The sequence below is a fragment of the Pseudomonas sp. 05N432 genome, from assembly GCF_056396945.1.
This window is the reverse complement of the sequence record NZ_JBFTMM010000025.1, coordinates 21911-40397: the sequence shown is the minus strand read 5'-3', so window position 1 is coordinate 40397 and position 18487 is coordinate 21911. Positions and strand designations below refer to the sequence as shown.

The 18487-nt window shown below is 54.6% G+C and carries 21 protein-coding genes; 10 read left to right on the top strand and 11 right to left on the bottom strand.

Annotation, left to right across the window (positions count from 1 at the left end):
- Positions 1-67 precede the first annotated feature (67 nt).
- The 5 genes from AC1DHT_RS26650 to kefC all read left to right on the top strand — a co-directional run bounded on the left by AC1DHT_RS26650 (position 68) and on the right by kefC (position 4275).
- Positions 68-400 carry a carboxymuconolactone decarboxylase family protein gene (locus tag AC1DHT_RS26650; protein WP_427543725.1) on the top strand — a complete coding sequence of 111 codons (333 nt, stop codon included), beginning with the start codon at positions 68-70 and terminating at the stop codon, positions 398-400.
- A gap of 45 nt (positions 401-445) precedes the next feature.
- Positions 446-1552, top strand: coding sequence for an alkene reductase (locus tag AC1DHT_RS26645; protein ID WP_427543728.1), 1107 nt, complete (start codon positions 446-448; stop codon positions 1550-1552).
- Positions 1553-1582: 30 nt separating this feature from the next.
- Entirely contained in the window at positions 1583-1801 is a 219-nt protein-coding gene (locus tag AC1DHT_RS26640) for a tautomerase family protein (protein ID WP_427543731.1), read from the top strand.
- 110 nt (positions 1802-1911) lie between these two features.
- A complete protein-coding gene (kefF, locus tag AC1DHT_RS26635) occupies positions 1912-2433 on the top strand; it encodes a glutathione-regulated potassium-efflux system oxidoreductase KefF (protein WP_427543734.1) in 522 nt (173 codons plus the stop codon).
- Positions 2434-4275 carry a glutathione-regulated potassium-efflux system protein KefC gene (gene kefC / locus AC1DHT_RS26630; protein ID WP_427543737.1) on the top strand — a complete coding sequence of 614 codons (1842 nt, stop codon included), beginning with the start codon at positions 2434-2436 and terminating at the stop codon, positions 4273-4275.
- A 20-nt stretch (positions 4276-4295) separates the two neighbouring features.
- Here the strand turns inward: kefC and AC1DHT_RS26625 are convergent, their stop codons facing one another.
- The 6 genes from AC1DHT_RS26625 to AC1DHT_RS26600 form a co-directional block, all read right to left on the bottom strand.
- The gene (locus tag AC1DHT_RS26625; protein WP_427543740.1) at positions 4296-4625 is read right to left on the bottom strand and encodes a thioredoxin family protein; all 330 of its coding nucleotides are present in this window, start codon (positions 4623-4625) and stop codon (positions 4296-4298) included.
- Between the two features lie 61 nt (positions 4626-4686).
- Positions 4687-5385 carry a DsbA family oxidoreductase gene (locus AC1DHT_RS26620; protein WP_427543743.1) on the bottom strand — a complete coding sequence of 233 codons (699 nt, stop codon included), beginning with the start codon at positions 5383-5385 and terminating at the stop codon, positions 4687-4689.
- 3 nt (positions 5386-5388) lie between these two features.
- On the bottom strand, positions 5389-5979 hold the full coding sequence (locus tag AC1DHT_RS26615) for a TetR/AcrR family transcriptional regulator (RefSeq protein WP_427543746.1): 591 nt from the start codon (positions 5977-5979) through the stop codon (positions 5389-5391).
- A gap of 106 nt (positions 5980-6085) precedes the next feature.
- A complete protein-coding gene (locus tag AC1DHT_RS26610) occupies positions 6086-6859 on the bottom strand; it encodes an SDR family NAD(P)-dependent oxidoreductase (protein WP_427543749.1) in 774 nt (257 codons plus the stop codon).
- A gap of 95 nt (positions 6860-6954) precedes the next feature.
- Positions 6955-7509 carry an OsmC family protein gene (locus AC1DHT_RS26605; protein ID WP_427543752.1) on the bottom strand — a complete coding sequence of 185 codons (555 nt, stop codon included), beginning with the start codon at positions 7507-7509 and terminating at the stop codon, positions 6955-6957.
- Positions 7510-7865: 356 nt separating this feature from the next.
- Entirely contained in the window at positions 7866-8441 is a 576-nt protein-coding gene (locus tag AC1DHT_RS26600) for a TetR/AcrR family transcriptional regulator (RefSeq protein WP_427543755.1), read from the bottom strand.
- A gap of 433 nt (positions 8442-8874) precedes the next feature.
- Between AC1DHT_RS26600 and AC1DHT_RS26595 the strand changes: the two genes are divergently transcribed.
- The 3 genes from AC1DHT_RS26595 (at position 8875) to AC1DHT_RS26585 (ending at position 11424) form a co-directional block, all read left to right on the top strand.
- Positions 8875-9783: an alpha/beta fold hydrolase gene (locus AC1DHT_RS26595; RefSeq protein ID WP_427543758.1), complete on the top strand. Its 909-nt coding sequence runs from the start codon at positions 8875-8877 to the stop codon at positions 9781-9783.
- Positions 9784-9924: 141 nt separating this feature from the next.
- Positions 9925-10743 (top strand): diaminopimelate epimerase, encoded by an 819-nt coding sequence (gene dapF, locus AC1DHT_RS26590; RefSeq protein WP_427543761.1) that lies wholly within the window; start codon positions 9925-9927, stop codon positions 10741-10743.
- Between the two features lie 237 nt (positions 10744-10980).
- Positions 10981-11424: a hypothetical protein gene (locus tag AC1DHT_RS26585; protein WP_427543764.1), complete on the top strand. Its 444-nt coding sequence runs from the start codon at positions 10981-10983 to the stop codon at positions 11422-11424.
- 80 nt (positions 11425-11504) lie between these two features.
- Here AC1DHT_RS26585 and AC1DHT_RS26580 read toward each other — a convergent pair whose 3' ends face one another.
- Positions 11505-11777 (bottom strand): DUF2798 domain-containing protein, encoded by a 273-nt coding sequence (locus AC1DHT_RS26580; protein WP_427543767.1) that lies wholly within the window; start codon positions 11775-11777, stop codon positions 11505-11507.
- A gap of 131 nt (positions 11778-11908) precedes the next feature.
- Here AC1DHT_RS26580 and AC1DHT_RS26575 point away from each other — a divergent pair, with 131 nt between their 5' ends.
- Entirely contained in the window at positions 11909-12850 is a 942-nt protein-coding gene (locus AC1DHT_RS26575) for a LysR family transcriptional regulator (RefSeq protein WP_427543823.1), read from the top strand.
- A gap of 399 nt (positions 12851-13249) precedes the next feature.
- On the opposite strand, the gene AC1DHT_RS26570 is transcribed toward AC1DHT_RS26575, so the two are convergent.
- The 4 genes from AC1DHT_RS26570 to AC1DHT_RS26555 form a co-directional block, all read right to left on the bottom strand.
- Positions 13250-15010 carry an isocyanide synthase family protein gene (locus AC1DHT_RS26570; protein ID WP_477761529.1) on the bottom strand — a complete coding sequence of 587 codons (1761 nt, stop codon included), beginning with the start codon at positions 15008-15010 and terminating at the stop codon, positions 13250-13252.
- A gap of 29 nt (positions 15011-15039) precedes the next feature.
- On the bottom strand, positions 15040-15756 hold the full coding sequence (locus AC1DHT_RS26565) for an HAD family hydrolase (RefSeq protein WP_427543826.1): 717 nt from the start codon (positions 15754-15756) through the stop codon (positions 15040-15042).
- Complete coding sequence (locus AC1DHT_RS26560) at positions 15756-16751, bottom strand: L-tyrosine/L-tryptophan isonitrile synthase family protein (protein ID WP_427543773.1); 996 nt, start codon at positions 16749-16751, stop codon at positions 15756-15758. Before AC1DHT_RS26560 ends, AC1DHT_RS26565 begins: the two co-directional genes overlap by 1 nt.
- A gap of 187 nt (positions 16752-16938) precedes the next feature.
- Positions 16939-17406, bottom strand: a complete 468-nt coding sequence (locus AC1DHT_RS26555) for a GNAT family N-acetyltransferase (protein WP_427543776.1) — start codon at positions 17404-17406, stop codon at positions 16939-16941.
- Between the two features lie 609 nt (positions 17407-18015).
- Between AC1DHT_RS26555 and AC1DHT_RS26550 the strand changes: the two genes are divergently transcribed.
- Complete coding sequence (locus AC1DHT_RS26550; protein WP_427543779.1) at positions 18016-18417, top strand: hypothetical protein; 402 nt, start codon at positions 18016-18018, stop codon at positions 18415-18417.
- Positions 18418-18487: the final 70 nt, after the last annotated feature.

Below are 18487 nucleotides of genomic sequence, written 5' to 3'. Positions count from 1 at the left end.
TGGTAGCTTATATTCAGATTTCTGATTGATCAATATCCACTGTCCTCCCCGCCCCTGTGAGAATCCCATGCAAGATTGGACGCAAACCCGCAAAGATATCAACACTCGCCTCGTTGAACTCAACGGCCTATCCCCGGAGACCATGAAAGGCATGGCTGCGCTAGGCGCCGCTGGCGGCAAGACCAACCATCTGGACGCCAAAACCCGCGAGCTGATTTCCTTGGCCGTAGCTGTGACCACTCGCTGCGATGGGTGCATTGCCTTCCACGCAGCGGAAGCCAAGAAGCTCGGTGTTACCAGTGAAGAGGTAGCCGAAGCACTGGGTGTAGCTATCAACATGAACGCCGGTGCCGCGCTGGTTTACAGCACTCACGTCCTCGACGCATTCGACAAATCCTGAATAAAACGCCGATTTTCAACCCTTCAAACGACGTCGAGATTAGTCATGAATAAGCTGTTTACCCCGTACGATCTGTCCGGCACTGCGCTCAAAAATCGTGTTGTCATGGCGCCAATGACTCGCACCCGAACGCTGGACAATATTCCTAACGACTCCACCGCTCTGTATTACGCGCAACGCGCTTCCGCTGGCCTTCTGATCACTGAAGGATTGCCGATTTCCGACGAGGCCCGTGGCTACCTCTACACACCGGGCATTTATGCCGAAGAACACCTGCCCGGCTGGCGTCACGTCACTGAAGAAGTGCATGCCAAAGGCGGGAAGATTTTTGCACAGTTGTGGCACGTAGGCCGCATGTCCCATCTATCGGTGCATGGTCTGGCACCGGTCTCCTCGGGCACGGTGCCTGCGGTTGATACCACGGTGTATGCCTGGGTCGAGCCTGGTAAATCAGGCCCTGTTCAACCCAGCGCACCTCGTGCATTGGAAACTGGCGAAGTGAAACGCGTTATTGCGGACTTCGTAAAGTCTGCGCGCATGGCGATGGACGCCGGTTTCGACGGTATCGAAATAATGGCCGCCAACGGCTTTCTGTTCGATCAGTTCCTGAGCAGCGCCCTGAACACTCGTACCGACCAGTACGGAGGCTCTATTGCCAACCGTCAGCGCTTCCTGCTGGAAACCATTGATGCAATTGCAGCCGAAATCGGCGGCTCGAAGATTGGCGTACGTTTCTCGCCGTTCGGCCGCCTGTATGACTTTGGCGTATACGAAGGTGAAGAAGAAACCTGGATGAGCATGGCGGCTGCGCTCAATGACCGCGAATTGGCGTTCGTTCACCTGAACTACCAACCGACCATCCTCGCCGCGCAAACACCTCCGGGTTTCGGCGCCGCATTCCGCAAAGCCTACAAAGGCACCTTGATGGCGGCCGGCGGCTTCACCAAAGAGATCGCGGAGTCGGAACTGGCCAAAGGTGAACTCGACCTGATCGCTTTCGGCACTGCCTACATTGCCAACCCTGATCTGGTAGAGCGTATGCAAAACGATTGGCCATTGGCCGAGGGCGATCGTGCGACCTACTACGGCGTTAGCGATTCGATTGATAAGGGTTACACCGACTATCCGGAATATGCAGCAGCCGAAGTCTGACATTCCTTTTCCAGCATTCAGGAGCACACCATGCCACTCGTTACGATCAAAGGCATTGAAGGCGTTTTTACCGATGAGCAAAAGGCTGAGGTCATTCGCAAGGTGACTGACGCCATGGTGTCGATAGAAGGCGAAAATATGCGCGCCCTCACATGGGTCATTTTTGAAGAGGTCAAAAGCGGAGACTGGGGCATCGCAGGCAACCCCATCACTGCACAGGAAGTGTTGAAGCTGCAAGCCGGCCAGTAGGGCTTCACCTTCAAGTAGTTGGCTCCCTGGTCGTTGAGTGCATTTATGCTCAACGACCAGGGAGCTTTTTGCGTTCTGAAAGAGCGCCAAGGTTTGTTGGGGATCAATCCGTGATTCTGATCATCTATGCCCATCCTTACCCTGAGAAATCCAACGTCAACAAGTTGATGCTCGGGCTGGCCGCAAATAATTCCGATGTCGTCGTCCGCTCCCTTTACGACTTGTATCCCGATTTCAACATCAATGCAGAAGCTGAACAGAAGGCCGTTGAACAGGCAGATCTGCTGGTTTTGCAACATCCACTGTTCTGGTACAGCTACCCACCTCTTCTAAAACTGTGGATCGACAAGGTCTTCACTCAGGGCTGGGCTTATGGCGAGGGCGCTACCGCGCTCAAAAACAAGCACCTGCTATGGGCCGTGACCACAGGAGGTGAGCACTATCACTTCAACATCGGCGATAACCCCGGGTTTGCGGTGCTTGCCCAGCCCCTTCAGGCAACGGCGAGTTACTGCGGAATGCGTTGGCTAAGCCCGGTAGCAGTCCATGGTGCTTATAGAGCAGATCAAAACGCGCTGCTCTCACAAGTACGCGATTACAGCGCACGCCTCACCTCGTGGAGGGATGATTGAATGGACACTCACAGCCTGATTGAAATGCTCATATACTTGGGCTCAGCGGCAATGGTTGTGCCCCTCGCCGTTCGGTTGGGACTGGGGCCAGTGCTGGGTTACCTGCTAGCCGGCGGCCTGATCGGCCCATGGGGCTTGAAGTTGGTAACGGATGTGGAATCCATTCTGCATTTTGCTGAAATTGGCGTCGTTTTGATGCTTTTCATCGTTGGCCTTGAACTTGACCCCAAGCGCCTCTGGGCTATGCGCCGTATGGTGTTCGGTGGCGGCGCCCTGCAAATGCTTGCGTGTGGTACAGCAATCGCCCTGTTTTGCGCCGCACTGGGCTTGAATTGGACGGCGGCGCTGTTAGTGGGTTTGACACTGAGTCTGTCGTCGACTGCTATCGCTATGCAGGCGATGAACGAGCGCAACATGATCCCGACGGCTGTGGGTCGTAGTAGTTTTGCTGTGCTGCTGTTCCAGGACATCGCGGCGATTCCGCTGGTCGCGATGATTCCTTTGTTGGCGGCAAATGGTGGTACGCCGTCCGGCGGTGAACTAGCGCTGTCCATCGTAAAAATCGTCGGTGCGATTGTCGCGGTGGTGCTCTTGGGTCAGTACGTTTCCCGACCCGTCCTGCGCTTCGTCGCGCGTTCGGGCTTACGTGAAATCTTCAGTGCCGTTGCGCTATTTCTGGTGTTCGGATTCGGCTTGTTGCTGGAAGAGGCAGGATTGTCCATGGCCATGGGCGCCTTTCTCGCCGGTGTTCTGTTAGCGAGCTCGGAATACCGGCACGCGCTGGAAAGTGACATCGAGCCATTCAAGGGACTGCTGCTCGGTTTGTTCTTTATTGGCGTCGGAATGTCGATCGACTTCGGTACGTTGATTGATGCACCACTGAAAGTCTTGACGCTGACCCTGGGGTTTATCCTGATCAAGCTGCTGGTAATCAAACTCCTTGGTCGCTTCTTGAGTGTCCCGAATGAACAACGCTCTTGGCAGGCGGTGTTTCTGGGTCAGGGCAGTGAGTTCGCCTTCGTCGTGTTTGGCGCAGCAACGGTTGCCGGCATTCTGGTCAACTCTTGGGGCAAAAGTTTGACTCTGGCGGTAGCGTTATCCATGTGCGTCACACCGCTGCTGATCCTGGTGCTCAATCGCATGGAGTCCGCAAATAAACGGGGCAATCAGGAAGCTGACACCATCGACCAGAGCAATACTCGGGTGATCATCGCCGGCTTCGGTCGATTCGGCCAAATCGCCGGCCGTCTACTGATGTCCTGTAGTTTTGAAGTAGTGGTGCTGGATCACGATCCCGATCATATCGAGACGTTGCGCAAGTTCGGGGTCAAGGTGTTCTATGGCGACGCGACCCGCCTCGATTTGCTGCATGCCGCCGGTGCTGCACAAGCAGTGGTGTTGATCAACGCGATCGACAATCAGGAAGACAACTTGGCATTGACCAGGCTGGCTCAGGAGCATTTTCCATCTCTGAAGTTGGTGGTGCGCGCTCGCGATATGGGGCACATCATTACCCTACGCCAGATGGGTATAGAGGCAGTCGAGCGGGAAACTTTTGAGAGCGCGTTATCCCTTGGGCGCAGAGCGCTGGAACAGCTGGGAGTCGGGCGCTACGAGGCGCGGGAACGGGCTGATAGATTCCGTCGACTGAATCTGGACATGCTTGAAGAAATGGCTGCCCAGCCGGAGGACGATACCGAGTTCAAGTACGACGCCTACAAGCGCGCTAACGCGCTGCTGACGGAAATCTTCAATGAAGATCGCGCTCACCCCTTTGATAACGGGCCGGGGAAAATTCTACCTGCGATCAAAGACCGACAAGCAGCGAACCAAGAAGACTGAACGGTGGGACTGAGGCTCGACTAACGAGCCTCTTCCAGCTCCGCGAGTATTACTTTCTTCAGGATCGAGACTGAACGAGATCCAGGCATGACCCGCAAAAGCCGGCTCTGGTGGAACACCGCCAAGGATGGCACCGCGCGAATGCCATACATCTGCGCAATCGTCGGGGACACCGCTACGTCTATCTTTCCAAAAACTGCCGAGGAGTGAAGCTTCTCCTCCAGAGCATGAAAGACCGGCTTCATTTCCTGACAAGGCTTGCACCAGGACGCTGAAAACAGCACCACGCTGCTGCCTTTGGCAACGAAGCGGGCGAACTGTGGAGCGTTCAACTCAACGATATGACTCATCAGATCCTCTTTCCACGCTATAGGAGGTCGGCACTAATAAGTGCCGCACACCCTCTGCCCATCAAATTTTGCAGCCATCAATACCGCAGACTTGACCTATAAAATTGTCGTCCCTGACCTGTACCTTCGCCTGCATCTTATTCAGTGCTTCGAGAAAAACGGCCTCAGGCTGAGCACCGGGCAACGAGAACTCGTTGTTGAAGACGAACATCGGCACGCCCGATCCCAGTCGCGCAACGAAATGCTCATCCTCTTCCATCTCCGCGCGCAGCTCTGCCGATGACCATGCGAGCTTGATTGATTCTTCCGACACACCCACTTCCCGCGCAATCGCCTCCAGACTGGAACGATCAAACAGTGATTTGCCATGGGTAGTGCTTTGTTCATATAGCGCCTCTAAGAGACGTTTTTTCACTGCGGGGTCGTCAACCGCCTTGACCAGAACATGGGCGTCGGTGGTATCGCCAAACTGCATGGTGGCAAAGCGATAATCCAACCCCGCATCGTTGCCGTACTTGATTACGGTACTCATCATCGCCTCAGCGGTGTCTGAGTTACCGAGCTTGCGTTTAAGAGCCGCAATCATAGGTTCAGGTGTGTGATTCGCCGCCAGACGATAAGCGCGGATATTTATTTGCACAGAGTCCTTTTCATCAAAGCGATCCAGGGCTTTTTCAAAACGACGCTTGGCAACCCAACACCAGGGGCAGACAAAATCAGACCAGATATCGACTACGTATTTTTTCGAAGTGGTTTGCATAACTCATCCTGCGAGAAGAAATGAAGACCGCATTGCCAGCGTTTCAAGCAAATGATTAAAGCCAGCTAAAGGGTAGGTTGACCGACCCAAAGCCCAATCGATGAGACTTGAACCCTCCAGCGCGCTCAGCAGCATGAAGGCGTACTCCTCAATGGGCTTGTCCAGCGACCAGTTGTGCAGCTGGGCTGCGTCACTGAGGGTGGCTTTAAGCCAGTCGAGCTGTGACTCAAAGAATTCTCGAGTGAGTCCTTGCAGCGATACAGGCAATGCCGCCATTTCCGCGGCCAATGCGCCGCATAACGGCAGCAGCCCGTCATGGGCACTGGCAACGAAAAGCCGCGAAAACTCACGTAGCCGCAGCAGCGGATCGGGATGCGTGGCTTCTATCGAACCAAGTGTCTCTTTGAAGCGATTGATGTAATCCTTGATCAGCTCCGCGCCCAGGCATTCCTTGGTCGGGAAATGATGGTGAATACTGGCTTTCCTGATGCCGATCTGTGCTGCTAGGTCGGCGTAACTGAACGCTGAGTAACCTTTGGAGCGCATCTGTGTTTCCGCGACATTCAACAGTGCGGCTTTTGTCGTGATAGACATTGGAGACTCCTTCAGCCAGCGTTCAGCCGTTTTTTGGCCAGGCAGCGATCCGGTGAAAGCCCTCCCCAAGGAGGGCTGTTCCATCGCGCTGCACTTGTCACTGTGGTCAGGCACGTACGGCCATGATCCCTGCATCCACGTCCCAGATTGCGCCTGTCACCCAAGATGTCTTGTCCGACAGCAGGAACAGGATGGTGTTGGCGACGTCTTCTGGAACACCGACTCGACCCAGTGGGTGGAAATCGTTCAGCGACTTCATCGCTTCCGGAATCGCTTCCTTGTCCATGAAGCCTTCGTAGATCGAGGTGTGAACAATGCCTGGCGATACCGCGTTGACGCGGATACCCGAATGAGCCAACTCGATTGCCAGGTTACGCGTCAACGCATGCAGACCTGCCTTTGCCATGGAGTAGGCGGACGCAGGTGAACCGGCCAATGCGGCCTGTGCACCGATGGAGCCGACGTTTACGATTGACCCTTCGCGCTTGATTGCGAGCATGTTTTTCACGACGGCCTGAGTGATGAAGAAGGTCGCGCGGTTGAGCGACAGGTACATGTCGTACTCCGCTTCGTCGTGCTCGGTAAACGGTTTTGGAATGAAGATCCCAGCCGAGTTCACCATCAGGCTTATATCGCTGTGTTTGGCGTTGATTTCGTCGCGGACGAAGTTCATGCCTTCTTCAGTCATCAAGTTGGCTACGATCACCGACACTGAACCCAGCGGGCTCAGCTCATTACGAACGGCGTCAGCCTTGTCTTGCTTGCTGCCGGTGAGCACTACGCTACTGCCAGCCTTGAGCGCCATGCGCGCCGTTTCCAGGCCCATGCCACTGGTGCCGCCGACGACCAACAGTTTCTTGCCTTTAAAAAAATCGTTCATTACAGACTCCGGGTATACAGATTTCGTAAGAGGCGGCACCGAGACAGCTTTCTGCCTGGTGCACGCAAGCTATTTATCTCGATGAATCAGACGAATTAGCCTTCAAGTACTTCGAGGGTCGGCACCATACGAATAGCTTTCGAGAAGTTGGCGTAGTTGACCGAGGTTTTCAGCACCACCTTGTGCAGCTCTTCAACGCGCTCACGAGGGGCGTCAGTGCGCAGGCGAATCACGACGCTTACTTCGTCGTAACCAGGATTGACGCTTTCGTCGATGCCCAAAAAGCCACGCAGATCGAGGGTGCCGTCAGTCTCGATTTCCAGGCTGTGAATCTTGATGCCCATCATTGCGGCATTGGCCGCGTAACCGACCGACATACAGGCGTTAAGCGCGGCCATCAGCAGTTCCTGCGGGTTAGGTGCGGTGTTCTGCCCCAACAATTCGTTTGGCTCGTCGGCGACAATTTCAAAGTCGCGCGAGTAGGTTTCCCCGGCCAGGCTGTAGCGATTGACCTTCGCCACGGAACGAGTCTGGCCTTTCCACTCGGTCTTCACGTTAAAGCTTGCGTGACGCTTGGTCGCATCCTCAGCAACGCCTTGGGCAAACTGCTGGAGTGCGGCGACATCGATACCATTCAGGTTGTTGCTCATGTGTTCGTTCCTCTTCGGATGGACCGGCCGTTTGGCTCGGAAGAGAAACAAGCCTACCAACTAGTAGGTATTGCAACAAGAGGTAATTGTCTTATAACTCAACGTGGAAAAATAGATTCTGTAATCACATTTCTGGAATAGGGATGCTTGCGATCACCGTGCAGGTGTCGCAGCTCTCAAAAACATCAGTTCAGGTGCGAGGAGGAAAAGGCGGGCAACAACTGCGTGAAAAATGCGAGACGCGACGTACTCCCGATAGAAGGAGCACGCGAGAAATACTCAGAAGATTTAGATTAGGCGGATGTAGCGTTCATGAGGTAGGAACAAGCCCTGCTGGGGAGAAAGGCTGCTGAGCCTCAGTGCTGCGTCCCGGCAACCCGAAGCCCATCTAAGATGAAGTCAAATCCAGAAAACTGCTCGTAATTGTCGTTCAGTGCCCAAGAGACAAAGCTGCCGCCTTCCAATGTATTCAGAATGAGCCTGGCGACCTTCACGCTGTCGAGCTCAGCTTTGAGCTCGCCGGCCTCTTGGCCCTTCACGATATTTTCCTGAAGCCAATTGAGATGGATCTCGAAAAAATCTTTCGTCATCTGCTTCAGGCTTTCAGGCAAAGCCAGCAGCTCCGCCGCCAAAGCGCCGCAGAGCGGAAGCAGCGCGCTTTCGCTGCTTTTCGCGAACATCATGGCGAAAGCATTGAGCCGATCAATAATGCCGGTATTTTCAACATTGATGCATTCCAGCTGGCTCTTGAAGCGGAACAGATAGCTCTCAACGATGGCGATCGCCAGACCTTCTTTGGTAGGAAAGTGGTGATGAATACTCGCCTTCTTGATGCCGATCTCTTCAGCCAGATCGGCATAGCTGAAGGCTGCGTAGCCTTTCGTACGCAATAAAATCTCTGCACTGGCAAGGAGATCAGAACGTGTACTCATAGTGCCTTTTCCAAATTGATCAATGCAGCATCATAAATTAGTACTTCTTCATAAGACAGCGCTCGGGTTGTCCCCATCTGTCACATTTCAATGGGCGCTGTGCCCCCTTCAATGGCCCGTGGAGCGGCCTGAGCAGTCGGTAAGTGGCCGTCCGCTAATGGCCGATTTCTGCCTTTGGCCCACGGCAGCTTTGGTGGCATCGGCGACGCCGCCACACCGGGTCAGGATAACGACCAACATCCACAACCAAACGATCTAAGCTCTTCCGAACGGGACCTTATCGTGCTTCAGAAGACTCGCCATTCTGATCGTATCGGCTTGCTACTGAATGGCGCATGTCGATAATGTGCATCACGTTGCGCGGTCAACTCTCCCCCCAAGCAACACGCACATTGGCTCGGGCCCTTCCACGCGTACGTCCAGAGACACCATCATGCCCCGCATCCTGCTGACCGCTTTTATGCTGCTTGCTCTAAGCCTCCCGGCACATGCTCAGGTGACGCCATTTCCTGCCTCCTTTCGTATTCAGGACATTCCAGTAGAAGGCGTCACACTGCATGTGCGCGTCGGCGGCAAGGGGCCGGCCGTGGTGCTGTTGCATGGCTTTGGCGATACCGGCGATATGTGGGCGCCACTGGCTGCCGATCTGGCCCGGGATCACACGGTCGTGGTGCCGGACCTTCGCGGCATGGGCTTGTCGTCGATCCCGGACAGCGGCTACGACAAGAAGAACCAGGCGGGCGACATCCGTGCGGTGTTGGCCGCGCTGGGTATCGAACACTCGGTGGTCATCGGCCATGACATCGGCACCATGGTCGCCTACGCCTACGCCGCGCGTTATCCGCAGCGTACCGATCGCCTGGTGGTGATGGATGCGCCCGTGCCGGGTATTCCGCCCTGGAACGACATTGTCCGCTCACCAATGCTTTGGCACTTCGACTTTGGCGGGCCGGATGCTGAACGCCTGGTGGCCGGTCGTGAGCGCATCTACCTGGACCGGTTCTGGAACGAGTTCGCGGGCAATCCCACCAAGGTGGATGAAGCAACCCGCCAGCATTACGCCAAGCTCTATGCCCGCCCCGGCGCCATGCACGCAGCCTTCGCCCAGTTCCGCAGCATTCGTCAGGATGAGGTGGACAACAAAGCGTCGATGGCGGCGCGACTGACCATGCCGGTATTGGCTATCGGGGGTGAAAAATCTTTTGGAAGTAATGAGGCGATCGTTATGCGCAACGCAGCGGACAAGGTCACGGAAGTGGTGGTGCCGGGGGCAGGACATTGGCTGATGGAAGAGGCGCCGACGCAGACTATTCGGGTGGTACGCGACTTTATTGCGCAGTGATGGGTTGAGGTCTCGGAGGGGATTATTGGAGGGCACTGCACTCAGGGCCTGCCCCGCGGTCATTTAAGGGCTAGACGATAGCTGTAAATAAATCTGAAAATCATCTGGCTAGCCTCCCCCACCTCTCGCCAGGGTCGATCAATGCCGCTGAGCTTTCATAAAATGCACGCCAATGGCGATGACTTCGTTATCGTGGACTCGCGAAATTCGTCCAATCCAATGACAAGTAACCTGGCGCGGCGGATGGGGGATCGGAACCAAGGAGTCGGATTCAATCAACTCGCAGTGGTGCTCGATTGCGATGATGCAGATGCGCGCTTGATGTTTTGGAACGCAGATGGCTCCACGCTGGACGTTTGTGGCAGCGCAACGCGGGGTGCCGCGGATATGCTGATGCGCGAATCCAATATTACTTCGATAGCGCTCCGAACCAACCGTGGTCTACTGACTTGCGAACGAACCTCAACCGGCGCCATTTCTGTCGACATGGGAGTGCCGCTTTTCGGCTGGTCGGATATTCCTCTGGCTTTGGAAATGGATACTGCTGTTTTGCCACTTGCTGGCAGCCCAACAGCTTGCAGCATGGGAAATCCGCACTGCTCCTATTTTGTGGATGATCTAGCAGCCGTTGATATAGCGACAATTGGACCGGCAATTGAAACTAATCCCCTATTTCCCCTCAGGACGAACGTGCATTTCGTCCAGATCATTGACCGAAAGCACATTCGATTGCGCATTTGGGAGCGCTGGGGCGGTATTCCGCTTGGTTCAGGTTCCTGCTCTTGTGGCGCTGCTGTTAACGGAATTCGTCGTGGTTTGTTAGACAACTCCGTGGAGGTTGAATGTGATGGCGGGACTGTAACGGTTCAATGGGATGGCGTGGGACCTGTCTTTCTGACCGGACCGGTCGAGACGGTTTTTTCGGGAATAATCACGGACAGCCTGTTGCAAGTTTTGTAGTTTCTATATCTGTGACAAACAGAGGAATTAATCACTCACAACCAAAAGTTGGTACTTGTTGCGCAACAAAGGGGACACCCATTAGCCTTGACTTGAGATCGGTTAATACCCCCACTTTTTCAAGGTTATTTACTTATCTGGCGGCAGTGACGCCTAATAGACGGTTCAAGACCATTCGCGTCGCTTACTCGGAGCGACACTCCGCAGCCCTCCCCTAAACCAAACATCAGGCTTCGTATGCATCCAGTAGCGAAAAAATATTTTGAGTTACATCCAGAGAAACAAAAAAGGGTCCAGATTGATCTTTGCAAAAAAGCTTATAAGCTTTGGCTTAACTACACCAGCAACAACGGAATCACTGAATACCGTGAAACCATTGCAGGAACAGTGCAAAAAATTGACTTTTCTTTACCCTACGACGCAATAGAAGCCGTCATCCATGGCAAAGACGAATTAAATGTTAATGAGCGATACTTAGAACCTGCTGCAGCCCTACAAGACGAAGATCTAAAATTTAGCGCCGACATGGAAATGGCATATTATTCAATTTACAATCTTTACCAGCACCACATAACAGGGAAGCTAGGTGATAGCTGGGTTATAGTTAACCAGGCTCTATCGGCATTCGGAGAGCACGATACGATTAAACATTTAGAAGCTGCAATTAACAATGCAGCCTAACCCTATACAAAGGTGACAGATCTATTTACTCAAATAGATCTGTCACCTTTTTTCCAAATGAGGCCGCTGAGAAGCCACTCTTAATGTGGGTGTACCGTTAAAGAAACCAGTTTGAGCACAATGGGGCGAACGACCAGTATGCACAGGAATGCAACGGGCATAGCCAATTTATAGGCGCGCAGTGTATTACTTAGATAATCAGTCCCAATGCCGGAGTTTGCCGCCGTGATCACGAGTGACATCAAGAACGCCATGATGGTGGCCATATAGAGTGCAAAAATATAATGAGTCGTGCGAGCCGAGAGTTTGCGCCGGTTGAAAAATAGAGTTTTAGAGGGTGCTTGGGGATTCATATCAGACCTTTTTGATCGTCCATTGATAGGTAACGAGTACCATAACAAGATCAAAAATCAGCAACTAGACGATTAAAGGTAATTACTTTATAAAGAAAATCTTATGAATGATTTTTCCCATTGGGCTAAAGATGAACCTGTTAGGTGCGATTGATAGCTTTATCAAGGTGGTTGACGCGGGCTCCATCGTGGGCGCAGCCAAAACCCTGGGTGTCAGTGCAGCAGCCGTTAGCCAGACCATAAATCGCTTGGAAACCCATCTAGGCACACGCCTTCTCCAGCGCACCACACGTAGCATGGTGTTAACCGAGAGCGGCGCGGTGTACTACGAAAAAGTGAAGCGCATAGCGCGTGATCTCGAATCGGCGCAAAGTGCGATCACCAACGCGCAGACTCAACTCCAAGGGCGACTGTGCATCGCTTCTACCTCGGCTTTCGGGCGGCATGTGTTGGCTTCAATAATCGCCGGTTTCGGTACCCGTTACCCAGGCCTGACACTTGAACTCTCAACCACAGATCGCAAAATTAATCATATTCAAGATGGCATTGATCTGAGCCTGCGGATCAAACCACAACTAGAAGAGGGGATCGTCGCTCGCAAGATCGTTTCGGTCCCTTTTATCATCTGCGCGTCCCCCACCTATTTGGAACGAGCCGGCTGGCCACGCAGCCCTGACGAACTCCAACAGCACGCCTGCCTGGCCTTTCGCTACCCGCTGGATGGACGCTTTCTACGTTGGGTTTTTATCCGGGATGGGCAACGTTACGACGCTACTATCAATGCGACCGCAATCAGTGACGATATTGACGCTCTAGCCCAAATGGCTATCCACGGCGCGGGAATTATCCGCTTGGCAGAGTTCGTGGCGGCGCCCTATATCGAGAGTGGCCAACTCGTTCCTCTGTTTGAAGATTGCCACGCTTCAACTTATGCCTACGCTGAACCGCTCGATATTTATGTATGCGTCCAAGAGCGCGCCGCCATCACACCCAAGGTCAAAGCGTTTATGAGTTATTTGAGTGAATGTCTAGAAATGCGCTGGCCGGTGAACAATACCTTTACTGCGTCCTGACACCGCACTTTGCCGCTTTCATGAATTTAATGGCCGAGCGGCGCTATTCCCACTGACACAGACTGGCTTGCTTACCATTCCGCAATTCCGCTGAAAATCGACATCTACGGCTATCTCAATAAGTGCCATTCAGATCTGTCACCTTTTAGGCATGGTCATTCCATGCGCTGGCGTGAGCATCCTGGATTATTCGAAAGAGCTTTCGCCTCCTTGCATTGAGATAAATATCCTCGGCGTTCCATATCACTTATATGAAAAATTATTTACTCAACACGTTGCTTCGTACGAATACCCGTTTAGCTAAACGAATGTGAAGGCAGCCCGAATGACGTCAAACGGACTACCTATAAGGGAGTTTCTTGCAAGGCCCTGTCCCCAGGGCCTGCCAGACAATAACGGTTAGTAAACCTGCACCCGCCACAGCTCCCGCGAGGAGGAAGCCGGCGACATCGGCAGTCGGCCGTGCAGCGTCCGATAGTTGTCGATCAGCACCAGATCACCTTCGCTCCATTGATGGGCGATCAGGCAATCCGGGTCATAAACCAGCGCGTTGACCTGTTCAAGCAGCGCCTGCTGGGCCTGCTCATCATGGTCTTGCACAGACTGGCTCAGGGTCTGCAATGTCGAGTCGGTGCCCTCTTGGTAACGCAGGATGAGTTCGCCGCTACGGGGGTGATGATCCACCAGGCTGTACATGCGCGGCGAACCGCCGAAGTAAGTCATCTTGGTGTAGTAGGTGATGTTCACTGCCTGCCATTGTCGGGCGACGTGCTGCCCGACTTTTCGCAGCACGTTTCGGCTGTCGACGATGGTGGTCTGGCCCTCGCCCGGCTGCGGCGCTGTCTTGCAATACAGCATGAATTTGCTGGCGCAGAATTTCGGATTGCGCTGAACCTGTGGGTCGCTGTCGGGCAGCATGTTCAGGTCCCAGTGCAACGGCGTTTTTTCCAGCGAGTGCACCACGCCTTGGGGTTTGTCCGCGGGCTTGACCACATGCACGGCACCGAAGGCCCACTCGTACAGCGTGCCAAAACGTTCGCAGCTGCGAGCAAAACTGTCCTGGTCGTCGAAGCGACAACCCTTGAGACAGACGAAACCAAAGGTTTCCACCAGTGCCTCGAGCAGGCCGGTGGACAGTCGCTCGAACCCCAGCCCCAGCGGGTCTCGCACCACCAGGCCAAATAGCGGAAGCTTTTGCAGTTCGTATTCGAAGCCTTGGGCCTGCGGGTTTTCTGTTTGGTGGTAGAGCCATGGCCGCCCCTGCCAGGTGACCAGCACATGGTGGTCGAGGTCGACCTGGGCCCGTGCGCGAAGACGCTGGCTACCATCGATGTTGCACACCGGCACGGCATGCCAGGGGCTGTCGACACGGGTCAGCCCTTCAGCCAACCCAACGGTGAATTTGGGTCCGGCATTGCTGTACTGATGGACCGACAATCGAATGTMATCGCCGAAGAAACGATCCACTGCCGCATTCAAGGCCTGCCCGCGAAACATCATTTGGTAGGCTTTGAAGTTGATTTGCTGCAGGTACTCGTCCTCGCTCTGCCCGTCTTCACGGCACAGGCGCAGGTCGTTGTACAAATGACTGCAGAGGTTGTCATGGGCCTGGCTGAGGGATTCATCGTGCCGGCTCTGCTCGATCAGCTCTCCAAGGTTTTTCCAGGGTAGACGGGCCTGCTTGACCAGGCTGGCGCGGACCGACTCGGCACTTTGGGCCTGCGGGAACAGGTCTTCCATGCTGACCCACTGAATCGTATGGGTGGTGCACAGTTCACGCAAAGCCCGGTTGTAGGCTGCGCGAACGTCGTCGGCCACCCCAACGATGTCATTGAACGTCGTCCCGTCACTGAGGATCGACACCACACAGCCCGGTGCGTGCAATGCGGCGATGGCTTGGCCGAGCTGGTCGAGGCGTTCGATGGCCATCACCTCACCATAATCCGGCAGCACGCCGAAGGTCTGGTCACTGGCATTGGGCGACTTGCAGGGAAAACCTGGCAGTACCAGACGTACCGGCAGGTTTTGATCAAAGTACTGCCCCAGGCTGCGCGCCAGATGTGCCCGGCCTTGTGTTTCGAAACTATCATCCGTGCCTTTGAGCAGATAACCAGACAGCAAATCGCTGACGGCAGCGATCCAGGCATCTCTATGTTCCATAGAACAACTTCCTTGAGGGTTTGTGTGTATCAATAGGATTTGACGGTATCGCCATGCTCGGTGAGCACATGCGCTGTCCCGCAGACTTGCTGCAGAATGCGTAACAACCCGGACGGTTGCTCACAGCAGAAGTTCGGGACCTGGGCCTGCAACGTCTGAGTCAGGCCATACCCCCAGGTGACTGCTGCCGAGTACATGCCTGCAGCACGGGCGGTTTTCAGGTCGATCTCTGTGTCACCGACGAACAAGCAGCGTTGCGGATCAACCGACAACCGCCGCGCGGCTTCCCACGCCACATCCGGCTGAGGTTTGAGTGACCTGCCCGCGCGATGCCCAAGAATCGGCCCGAAAGTATTCTGCGGCAGCAATGTTCTGGAAACCTGCAAGGCCATTTCCTCGGCCTTGTTGGTCACGATAGCCAGCGGCAGCTGTAACTGGCGGCAGCCTTCGAGCAATTCCAGTACACCGCTGAATGGCCGGGAAAATTGAACCAGGTTGTGCTGATACAGCGTCACGTAGCGCTGGTGCAGGGCGATTGCATCAGCGATACCAAACTGCGCGGCAACCCGCTCAATCATCGCCGTGGTCCCGCCGCCGATATACCCCCGCACCGTTTCCGCAGTCAGCGTCGGGTAACCGTGTTCGAGTAACACCTGGTTCAGACACCAGGTGATGTCCGGCAAGGTGTCGACCAAGGTTCCATCCAAATCGAAGAGTACGGCTTCGACCCGCAACCGGGACGCCATCATTGAGCACTGGCGTAGTGACAAGGACGCCCCTTGCGGAACACCAGACGGTGGTAGCGCTCATCGACATTACTGCGTTTTTCGAGGGTGACCACACCCCGTCGCTTGATGGCTACCGAATGCCAGGGAGTGCGCCACAGGTCACTGGTGGGCACCAGCCGGATACCGATCTTCGTCGACACCGCCAGTTGCGGGTGAATCGACAGGCGCAGGCAATGCGGGTAGCGCGCCAGTAACAGGGCGCTCCAGGCCTCACTGCGCTGAATCACCCGCTGGGAGGCCGGTTTGGCGACCTTCTTCACCGCATTCAGGCTCATGCCGGCGAATACCTTGAGCCCCGAATAATCCTCGGACAGAAAGCGATGGATACCGCAGTACATCAACATCATGTGCGGTTCATCCTTGAAGCGCTGCTGCAACAGGATCAATGACTGACCGTGCTCGATCATCATCTCCTCACGCATGGCGTCCAGGCAATCAAGCTGAGGATAGGCATCCCTGAGGTCGAAATGGGCGAACGTACCGGGATAGTGCTGTTCGGCGTAGTCCTGGATAGCGTCGGTGTAAGCCTTGACGTCAGAATCGGGAACATGCACCAGGTCAGAGAACACATAGCCATCGGAGCAGATATGAATCAGYGCGCCCGGTGCATAGATCTCCCGGATCTCTTCACACAGGCGGTGTAACTCGTCGATTGCATGGTGTTCAGCAAGATCAGGGAGATGGCTCAGGGTTTTCTTGCGGCTGGGCGATTTGCCGGGAAAGGCTGGCAAGACCATTTCGACCTTGCGACCGCTCTCGACCGCCTGCATTACCTTCGCCAGATGGGGTTCCAGCACCTGCAACGTAAGCTCATGATCTTGTTCCGGGGCAAGACTGCGACGCCGAAACAGACATTCGAGGATTTGCTGGGCAATGTTCATGTGCGGGGTGTTCTGATGCGCACGCACCAGCTGACCGCCCGCCGGTTGGGCAACGGTATTTGAACCTTGCATAGACAATCCTTTGTGTGGTGAATAACGGCTATCTTTTGGCCGTCAGCAGATATGCCTTACCTGCGGGCGGCTAAATTCCTACAAGTCGTAAGAGTTTGTCAATCGTGGCCATCTGGAATATTAAGTCCCGCACGAGCCCCCGCCCCCCGGGGTCTGCAGCCAGTTAAGCAACTAACCCCCGCCTGCCCTACAAAAGCCCTTTCACCATCGGTACACACGCCAATTGAAGCCCGGAAGGTGAATAGTAAATAGCAGGTTCGTTACCCACGTAACCGCATCGCCGGTAAAAATCAGCAGCGTTCAGCGTGGCGTCCAGATTGACTTCTTTCAGGCCTAAGTTCCGTGCCAAGCATTCCAGGTGGTTCAGGACTTTCATGCCGATGCCTTGTTGCATAAAACCCGGAAGCACAAAGATCGCGCCGATTTCGCCGCTCTCCAGATCAAGCATTCCCGTCGCCACTGGTTCTCCTTGAATACAGCCCAGATAAAAGTGTTTTTCCATCAGGTCGCTGTACCCGTCCTCGGCTGATCCTGCCGTCCAGGCCAGCATTTGCTCCGCGGTATAAACGCCGATGCATTGATGCCGTATCGCTTGAAGGCGAATGTCGAAGGCTGTTTGGGAATCGCTTGGTGTGGCGCGTCTGATCTCGAACATTTCGTTCTCCGTTAGCCATCGGTGGACGGAGAACTAAAAAGCCCCGTCCATTTCTGGCGGGGCCTTGGGTAATGACGTCAAATCCTACGAACGCATGACCTCACGGCCCGCCAGAGGCGGTCATGGAGGAGCACATCATGTTCATGCGGCGTGTGTAGGTCATGGGGCGATAGTGTTTGGGGTGATCCGGCGTGTCAATCTTGGAGCAGCGTTACAAAACATCCGCGTCCGGCTGTTTGAAAACGTTCAGGTTCGAAAGCAACCACCCAGGCTAATGCCTGTCGGTTAAGTGTTGGCTGCCTCAAAAGATCGCAGCCTGCAGCAGCTCCTACGAATTTGTGTACTGCTTCGACTGGTCGGCGTAGATACCGTCCGAGCAAGCGCAAGTGACGCCGCTACGCTGGGACAGTTTGTAGCTTTCGCGTACTAATTTGAGAGGCGGCGTTCCATGTACCTATGCCCTCGTATTCCGCCTTGGAACTTTCCTATAAAATGATGTCAATGTGATAGCGCGCCACAACACCCAATCATCTTGGACCAACCAGCACCAGGCTGTTCCCTGGTAAATCATGGAAGTGTGTAATGAGACTAATCCTCGCCGTGTTGTTGATGTTCAGCAGCTACGTTTACGCCAGTTGCGACAACATCAGCAATGATGACCAGCGTAACTATTGCAAGGCTCGTGAGGGACGAGGCGGCTGTCAAAACATCAAAGATGACGACCTGCGCAATGCCTGCAAAGCAGAAACAGAAGGTACTGGCGATTGTGGAAACATCCGCAACGATGACCAGCGCAACTATTGCAAGGCCAAGCAGGGCTCGGGAGGCTGCCAAAATATCAAAGACGACGACCTGCGCAATGCCTGCAAAGGGGAAACAGGTGGCAGTGATTGTGGGAACATCCGCGATGATGACCAGCGCAACTATTGCAAGGCCAAGCAGGGCTGGGGGGGTTGCCAAAATATCAAAGACGACGGCCTGCGCAATCAGTGCAAAGCACTGGAGCACTAGTTGAAAACGCACTGACAGGGCTACAAGAATGCCGTCGACGTATCGCCTGATGCCAGTCGGTTAAGCCCTG

Excerpts from the sequence above, each read along its gene's own strand:
- AC1DHT_RS26650 (WP_427543725.1), top strand. The coding sequence starts at position 68 with ATGCAAGATTGGACGCAAACCCGCAAAGATATCAACACTCGCCTCGTT.
- AC1DHT_RS26645 (WP_427543728.1), top strand. The coding sequence starts at position 446 with ATGAATAAGCTGTTTACCCCGTACGATCTGTCCGGCACTGCGCTCAAA.
- AC1DHT_RS26640 (WP_427543731.1), top strand. The coding sequence starts at position 1,583 with ATGCCACTCGTTACGATCAAAGGCATTGAAGGCGTTTTTACCGATGAG.
- kefC (WP_427543737.1), top strand. The coding sequence starts at position 2,434 with ATGGACACTCACAGCCTGATTGAAATGCTCATATACTTGGGCTCAGCG.
- AC1DHT_RS26625 (WP_427543740.1), bottom strand. The coding sequence starts at position 4,625 with ATGAGTCATATCGTTGAGTTGAACGCTCCACAGTTCGCCCGCTTCGTT.
- AC1DHT_RS26620 (WP_427543743.1), bottom strand. The coding sequence starts at position 5,385 with ATGCAAACCACTTCGAAAAAATACGTAGTCGATATCTGGTCTGATTTT.
- AC1DHT_RS26615 (WP_427543746.1), bottom strand. The coding sequence starts at position 5,979 with ATGTCTATCACGACAAAAGCCGCACTGTTGAATGTCGCGGAAACACAG.
- AC1DHT_RS26610 (WP_427543749.1), bottom strand. The coding sequence starts at position 6,859 with ATGAACGATTTTTTTAAAGGCAAGAAACTGTTGGTCGTCGGCGGCACC.
- AC1DHT_RS26605 (WP_427543752.1), bottom strand. The coding sequence starts at position 7,509 with ATGAGCAACAACCTGAATGGTATCGATGTCGCCGCACTCCAGCAGTTT.
- AC1DHT_RS26600 (WP_427543755.1), bottom strand. The coding sequence starts at position 8,441 with ATGAGTACACGTTCTGATCTCCTTGCCAGTGCAGAGATTTTATTGCGT.
- AC1DHT_RS26595 (WP_427543758.1), top strand. The coding sequence starts at position 8,875 with ATGCCCCGCATCCTGCTGACCGCTTTTATGCTGCTTGCTCTAAGCCTC.
- dapF (WP_427543761.1), top strand. The coding sequence starts at position 9,925 with ATGCCGCTGAGCTTTCATAAAATGCACGCCAATGGCGATGACTTCGTT.
- AC1DHT_RS26585 (WP_427543764.1), top strand. The coding sequence starts at position 10,981 with ATGCATCCAGTAGCGAAAAAATATTTTGAGTTACATCCAGAGAAACAA.
- AC1DHT_RS26580 (WP_427543767.1), bottom strand. The coding sequence starts at position 11,777 with ATGAATCCCCAAGCACCCTCTAAAACTCTATTTTTCAACCGGCGCAAA.
- AC1DHT_RS26575 (WP_427543823.1), top strand. The coding sequence starts at position 11,909 with ATGAACCTGTTAGGTGCGATTGATAGCTTTATCAAGGTGGTTGACGCG.
- AC1DHT_RS26565 (WP_427543826.1), bottom strand. The coding sequence starts at position 15,756 with ATGGCGTCCCGGTTGCGGGTCGAAGCCGTACTCTTCGATTTGGATGGA.
- AC1DHT_RS26555 (WP_427543776.1), bottom strand. The coding sequence starts at position 17,406 with ATGTTCGAGATCAGACGCGCCACACCAAGCGATTCCCAAACAGCCTTC.
- AC1DHT_RS26550 (WP_427543779.1), top strand. The coding sequence starts at position 18,016 with ATGTTCAGCAGCTACGTTTACGCCAGTTGCGACAACATCAGCAATGAT.